Annotated in this window: 8 protein-coding genes; 7 read left to right on the forward strand and 1 reads right to left on the reverse strand. The window is 64.7% G+C overall.

Going from position 1 to position 6,029, the window contains the following annotated elements:
• Positions 1-8 precede the first annotated feature (8 nt).
• The 5 genes from ACOZKU_RS25395 (at position 9) to ACOZKU_RS25415 (ending at position 4,128) form a co-directional block, all read left to right on the forward strand.
• The gene (locus ACOZKU_RS25395) at positions 9-1,076 is read left to right on the forward strand and encodes an ABC transporter permease (protein ID WP_421581238.1); all 1,068 of its coding nucleotides are present in this window, start codon (positions 9-11) and stop codon (positions 1,074-1,076) included.
• The gene (gene nikC / locus ACOZKU_RS25400) at positions 1,073-1,990 is read left to right on the forward strand and encodes a nickel transporter permease (protein ID WP_314091382.1); all 918 of its coding nucleotides are present in this window, start codon (positions 1,073-1,075) and stop codon (positions 1,988-1,990) included. The genes ACOZKU_RS25395 and nikC overlap by 4 nt, the downstream gene beginning before the upstream one ends.
• Positions 1,987-2,820: an ABC transporter ATP-binding protein gene (locus ACOZKU_RS25405; RefSeq protein ID WP_421581239.1), complete on the forward strand. Its 834-nt coding sequence runs from the start codon at positions 1,987-1,989 to the stop codon at positions 2,818-2,820. Before nikC ends, ACOZKU_RS25405 begins: the two co-directional genes overlap by 4 nt.
• On the forward strand, positions 2,817-3,569 hold the full coding sequence (locus ACOZKU_RS25410; protein ID WP_421581240.1) for an ABC transporter ATP-binding protein: 753 nt from the start codon (positions 2,817-2,819) through the stop codon (positions 3,567-3,569). The genes ACOZKU_RS25405 and ACOZKU_RS25410 overlap by 4 nt, the downstream gene beginning before the upstream one ends.
• 61 nt (positions 3,570-3,630) lie before the next feature.
• Positions 3,631-4,128, forward strand: coding sequence for a hypothetical protein (locus ACOZKU_RS25415; RefSeq protein WP_421581241.1), 498 nt, complete (start codon positions 3,631-3,633; stop codon positions 4,126-4,128).
• Between the two features lie 15 nt (positions 4,129-4,143).
• Here the strand turns inward: ACOZKU_RS25415 and ACOZKU_RS25420 are convergent, their stop codons facing one another.
• Positions 4,144-4,707: a pyridoxamine 5'-phosphate oxidase family protein gene (locus ACOZKU_RS25420; protein WP_421581242.1), complete on the reverse strand. Its 564-nt coding sequence runs from the start codon at positions 4,705-4,707 to the stop codon at positions 4,144-4,146.
• 131 nt (positions 4,708-4,838) lie between these two features.
• On the opposite strand from ACOZKU_RS25420, the gene gcvA reads away from it, so the two are divergent.
• Complete coding sequence (gcvA, locus tag ACOZKU_RS25425) at positions 4,839-5,744, forward strand: transcriptional regulator GcvA (RefSeq protein WP_421581243.1); 906 nt, start codon at positions 4,839-4,841, stop codon at positions 5,742-5,744.
• 104 nt (positions 5,745-5,848) lie between these two features.
• Positions 5,849-6,029 (forward strand): SDR family NAD(P)-dependent oxidoreductase (locus ACOZKU_RS25430; protein WP_421581244.1); only part of this gene is annotated, 181 nt, incomplete at its 3' end.

Genomic DNA, 6,029 nt, shown 5'->3' on the forward strand with positions numbered 1-6,029 from the left:
CCAGCTCCTTGAGCACTGTTGCAAGTCAGAAGCCTGCAAGGCGCGCCAACCGGCGCGCCTCCGCGAGGCTGAAATCGGTGGCGGGTTTCCTCGTGGTCGTCGCCACCACCTATCTCGGCCTGCTGGCCGTCACCTTCTTCATCGGCCGCGTGGTGCCGATCGATCCGGTGCTGGCGATCGTCGGCGACCGGGCGCCCGCCCATGTGGTGGAGCGCGTGCGGCTGGAGATGGGGCTGGATCTGCCCTATTACCAGCAGTTCTGGCTTTACATGAAGGGCGTGCTCAGCGGGGATTTCGGCACCTCGGTGCTGACGACCAACCCCGTCATGACCGATATCCGCCGGGTCTTTCCCGCGACGATGGAGCTTGCCACCGTCGGCACGGTCATCGGCGCGCTGATCGGTGTTCCGCTTGGCGTGCTCGCCGCCGTCCGCCGTGGCAGTTTCACCGACCAGGTGGTCCGCATTATCGGTCTCGTCGGCTATTCAGTGCCGATCTTCTGGCTCGGCCTGCTGACGCTGCTCGTTTTCTATGCCCGCCTCGGCTGGGTTTCCGGCCCCGGCCGTATCGATGTGGTGTTCGAATATACGTTTACGCCGATCACCGGCTTCTTCCTGCTCGATGCGATCCTCAACCGCGACTGGGCAGCCTTCCGGGATATCGTCTCGCACATCATCCTGCCAGCCTCGCTGCTCGGCTATTTCTCGCTCGCCTATATCAGCCGCATGACGCGCTCCTTCATGCTGAACGAGCTTGGCCAGGAATATATCGTCGCCGCGCGTGCGAAAGGCCTGTCGGAGACCCGCATCATCTGGGGCCATGCGTTGCGCAATGCGGCGGTGCCGCTCGTGACCGTCATCGCGCTTTCCTATGCCGGCCTGCTCGAAGGCTCGGTGCTGACGGAGACCGTCTTCGCCTGGCCGGGCCTTGGCCTCTACATCACCAATTCCCTGCAAAACGCTGATATGAACGCGGTGCTCGGCGGCACCATCGTCATCGGTTCCGTCTTCATCGCCATCAACCTGCTCTCCGACGTGCTCTACCGCATGCTCGATCCCCGAACGAGGTCCCGATGAGCGAGACCACCATGACCCGCCGCGAATGGCTCCTGACTGACCGGCCGCAATCGCGCCTGCAGGCGCGGCTTGGCCGTGCCTATGTCGCCTGGCGGCGGTTCACCGCCAACAAGCTTGCCGTCATCGGCCTCGTCATCATTCTCGGTCTCGTCTTCCTGGCGATCTTCGCGCCGTTGCTCGCGCCCCATTCGCCCTATATCGGCGATCTCGCCAAGGCACGGCTGCTCGCGCCTGGAGCGGGGCACTGGCTCGGGACGGATGACCAGGGCCGCGACATTCTCTCACGCCTCATCTACGGTTCGCGGCTGACCTTGCAGGTGGTGCTTTTGGTCGCGGTCATCGCCGCGCCCATCGGTCTTCTCGTCGGCACGGTCGCCGGCTATGCGGGCGGCTGGGTGGATGCGGTGCTGATGCGCATCACCGATATCTTCCTCGCCTTCCCGAAACTCGTTCTGGCGCTCGCCTTCGTTGCCGCGCTCGGGCCGGGCATCGGCAATGCGATCATCGCCATCGCCATCACCTCCTGGCCGCCCTATGCCCGCATCGCACGCGCCGAGACACTAACGGTGCGCAATTCCGATTACATTCAGGCGGTGCAGCTGATGGGCGCGTCGCCGTGGCGCATCGTGCTGCGCCATATCATGCCGCTCTGCATTTCCTCACTCATCGTGCGCGTGACGCTCGACATGGCGGGCATCATCCTGACGGCCGCCGGCCTCGGCTTCCTCGGGCTCGGCGCGCAGCCGCCGCTGCCGGAATGGGGCGCGATGATCGCGTCGGGCCGCCGCTTCATCCTCGATCAGTGGTGGGTGGCCGCCGCTCCGGGTGTCGCCATCCTCATCGTCAGCCTCGGCTTCAACCTGCTCGGCGATGGTCTGCGCGATGCGCTCGATCCGCGCGGGAGCGGCCAATGAGTACGCTTCTCAACGTCGAAGACCTGCGCGTCACCTTCCCGACGCGCACGGGCGTCATCGAGGCGGTGCGCGGCGTGTCCTTCACGCTCGGCCGCGAACGGCTCGGCATCGTCGGCGAGAGTGGGTCCGGCAAGTCGCAGACCGGTCGCGCCATCATGGGCCTGACCGCCGAACACGGCATCATCGGCGCCAAACGGCTGGACTTCAACGGCATCGACCTTCTCAAGGCCTCGAAGGCCGAGCGGCGGGCGCTGCGCGGCAAGCGCATCGCCATGATCCTGCAGGATCCGAAATATTCGCTGAACCCGGTCATGACCATCGGCCGGCAGATCGTCGAGACGCTGCGCACGCACGAGCCGGTCGGCAAGGCCGAGGCCCGCCAACGCGCGCTCGACATGCTCGCCGCCGTGCAGATCCGCGATCCCGAGCGCGTCTTCGATCTTTATCCGCACGAGGTTTCCGGCGGCATGGGCCAGCGCGCGATGATCGCCATGATGCTGATCGCCGGCCCCGAACTGCTGATCGCCGACGAGCCGACCTCCGCACTCGACGTGACGGTCCAGCTCGACGTGCTTGATATCCTCAACCGGCTGGTCGCCGAGCGCGGCATGGGGCTGATCTTCATCTCGCATGACCTGCGGCTCGTATCGTCCTTCTGCGACCGCGTCATCGTCATGTATGCCGGCCGCATCGTCGAGGAGCTGCCGGCGGCAAAACTCTCCGAGGCGCAGCATCCCTATACGCGCGGCCTGCTCAACTGCATGCCCGAGATCGGCGCAGACCGGCATCCGCTTCCGGTGCTCGACCGCAAACCGGAGTGGAGAACATGACGCCGGCTCTCGCCATTGACGGCCTCAGCGTCGAGTACGACGACTTCGTGGCGCTCGACGACGTCAGCCTGACGGTCGCGCCAGGCGAATCCTTCGGTCTCGTCGGTGAATCCGGCTCGGGGAAATCGACGCTGCTGCGCGCCGTCGCCGGCCTTGCGCCCGTTTCCTCCGGCAGGATCACCGTCGATGGTCAAAAACTCGGAGCCAAGCGCGACAAGGCTTTTTACCGCAAGGTCCAGATGGTCTTCCAGGACCCCTATGGTTCGCTGCATCCGCGCCAGACGGTCGACCGGCTGCTGCTGGAGCCGCTGGCGATCCATGGCTTTGCCGACACCGAAGGCCGCATCGTGCGGGCGCTCGATGAAGTCGGGCTCGGATCGAGCTTCCGCTTCCGCTATTCGCACCAGCTGTCCGGCGGCCAGCGCCAGCGTGTGGCGATTGCCCGCGCGCTGATCCTCGAACCATCCATCCTGCTGCTCGACGAGCCGACCTCGGCGCTTGATGCCTCGGTGCAGGCGGAAGTGCTGAACCTGCTTGAACAGCTGCGCGCCACCCGCAACCTCACCTTCGTCATGGTCAGCCACGATCTCGCCGTCGTCACCCATATGTGCGACCGTCTGATGGTCATGCAGAGCGGCCGTGCCGTGGAAGAGCTCGCCTCCGGCGATCTTGCCGCCCGCAGGGTGACGCAGGATTATACGCGGGGTCTTCTGGCGGCCAGCGCGGGTTTTCGGCGCGATAGTGCCTAAAACCGTTTGCTGCGGCAGGCCTGCATGCTAGGCAGGCGGCACTTTGTGACCGGATAAGCCGATGACCGTTTCTTTCTACGCCGACACTATCGCGGACCTGCGCACCCTGTTTGCCGAGCTGGACCGCAATCCGGACCTCTTCCAGACCTTCGACGTGCACCTGGAACTGGCCGCGGCCGGCACTCTCGTCGTCTACGAGACGAAGCGGCGCAAGGGGCAGACGGACAGCCTCTATTACGGCCGCCCGGGTGCAGACGATGCCAACCGCCAGATTTCACAGGCCGCGGCCTTCGCCGCCATCGACCGCTTCTTCGCGCTCGGCCAGTTCATCGCCCTGACCGGCGAGGCGGCGCAGGCGCTTGATACGCAATACCCGCACTGCGCCGTCAAATTCTCTTATCGCAAGAAGGGGCACCCGGCCGCGCGCTCCATGCTGATGGTGTTCGTCGGGTTCAACGACGAGGCGGATGCGGCGGACTATGTCGCCAAGGTGGAAAACCCCGCAGCCTTCATCTCCGAACGTCCGTACAAATCGGCGAAGGCCTACGAGTGGAGGTGACGCCTCGGCGTTAACTCACGGCGCTAGCCGTGCGCCGCGCCAAGTCGCGCCATCCCGATCAAAAGCGTAGCGGACATGGTGTTCCGATGACACGTCGAGCCATTCGAGCCGGTTCAGAGTCACGGTGACGAGCGCAAAACGCGCATAGGCCTCTTCATCCGATGGTTCACCGGCCTGCAACGGCTGGCCGTTGTCATCGAGAACGGTTCCGGGCGCATGCGGCGCGTCGAACAGGATCAGCGTTCTCTCCCGAAGCGATTGCCACATCTCCAGCCTTGCTGCTTCATCATCGCTGATCACGGCTTCGCCGGACAGGCGCAGCTGAACCGACGCCGCCGGGTCGAAGCCGACAAGGGCGACACGGGGATCGCTTCGGATCTCCCGGATTTTCGGGGAGCGCATGTCGGTGACGAAGGACAGCGTTCCGCGGCCGGCATCGCATCGCCGCAGCACGATAGTGCGCAGCTGCGGTGCGCCGTCGAGCCCCGACGTGGCAAGCTGGAGGAAGTTGAACGGCGAGCGGCTGGTCGCGGCGACGCCCAGCTGTTCCCAGATTTTCGCCAGAAGGGTTGCCGTCACGATCTGCTCCGCTGCGTGTGTTTGCGATTTTCTAGCATGCGGCCCGGATGCTGTCGAAAGAGTTCCTCTTTTCCCATGCGATAGAAAATCTGTTATGAGGGAAACCCACGTTCTCGTTCCGGATTCCCGTCATGGCCGACCGCATCGGAAAATTGCCGTCCCTCAACGGCGTGCGCGTCTTCGAAGTCGTGACGCGGCATCTGAATTTCCGGCTTGCGGCGGAGGAGCTTGGCGTGACGCAGGGCGCGGTGGCGCAGCAGATCCGCGGGCTGGAGGCGGAACTCGGCCTGAAGCTTTTCGAACGTCACCCCAGAACTCTGGCGATGACCGAAGCGGGACGCAGCTATGTCGGCAGCATCCGCCGTGCTTTCGAACTGATCTCCGAGGCGACGGAGACCCTGCGGCCGGAGCCGCAGCATCTCACCATCAGCGTCACCCCGACCTTCGCCTCGAAGTGGCTGATCCCGCGCCTGCCGGACTTCACGGCGGCGCATCCCGACATCGACCTGCGCATCCTCGCCACCGACAGGATCGCCAATTTTCAGACCGATGCCGTCGATCTCGCCGTACGCTACGGCCGCCCGCCTTTCGGGCCTGGCCTGCAAGCGGATCTGCTGTTCGAACATGTCGTGATCGCGCTCGGCAGCCCGCTTCTCATAGACAAATTCGGCGCGCCGGAATTGCCCGGCAATCTCGCCCGATATGCCCTGTTGCACGATGCGCATAACTTCTGGCCGCAGTTCCTGGAGCTTGCCCTGGGCCAGTCTGCGCCGGTCATGGCGGCGAAGAACATCCGCTTCAACCAGACCTCGCTTGCACTGGAGGCGGCGATCGGCGGGCAGGGGCTGGCACTCGCCAGCAGCTTCTTCATCGAGGAGGATATCGCGGCCGGCCGCCTCGTGCCGCTTTTTGGCACGCATTTACGGGTCGGGGTAGATTTCTACGTCGTCGCGCCGCGAAAATCCCGGCATGCCGCTTCCGTCCATGCCGTGCGCACCTGGCTTCTGCAGGAGAGCGCGGCGTTCAAAGGTATCTGATGCAATAGATTTTCTACAGGAAAAGCGGCGCATTTTTGTTTGGTCGCGGCTAGGGTCGCCGTGCCAGAATGCGGGCAATCAATCATTCGGGAAAGGATAGTCCGATGGCAGAACAGAAGGTCGCATTGATCACCGCCGGCGGCAGCGGCATGGGCGCGGAAGCCGCACGACGGCTGGCGGCGGATGGCTTCAAGATCGGCGTGCTCTCGTCGTCCGGCAAGGGCGAGGCGCTGGCGGCGGAATTCGGCGGCTTCGGCGTCACCGGCTCCAACCAGTCGAACGACG

The sequence above is a fragment of the Shinella sp. M31 genome, from assembly GCF_049199205.1.
GTDB lineage: Bacteria > Pseudomonadota > Alphaproteobacteria > Rhizobiales > Rhizobiaceae > Shinella.

What these genes read in the sequence shown, in the direction of transcription:
- nikC (WP_314091382.1), top strand. Translation starts at nt 1,073, where the DNA reads ATGAGCGAGACCACCATGACCCGCCGCGAATGGCTCCTGACTGACCGG.
- ACOZKU_RS25405 (WP_421581239.1), top strand. Translation starts at nt 1,987, where the DNA reads ATGAGTACGCTTCTCAACGTCGAAGACCTGCGCGTCACCTTCCCGACG.
- ACOZKU_RS25410 (WP_421581240.1), top strand. Translation starts at nt 2,817, where the DNA reads ATGACGCCGGCTCTCGCCATTGACGGCCTCAGCGTCGAGTACGACGAC.
- ACOZKU_RS25415 (WP_421581241.1), top strand. Translation starts at nt 3,631, where the DNA reads ATGACCGTTTCTTTCTACGCCGACACTATCGCGGACCTGCGCACCCTG.
- gcvA (WP_421581243.1), top strand. Translation starts at nt 4,839, where the DNA reads ATGGCCGACCGCATCGGAAAATTGCCGTCCCTCAACGGCGTGCGCGTC.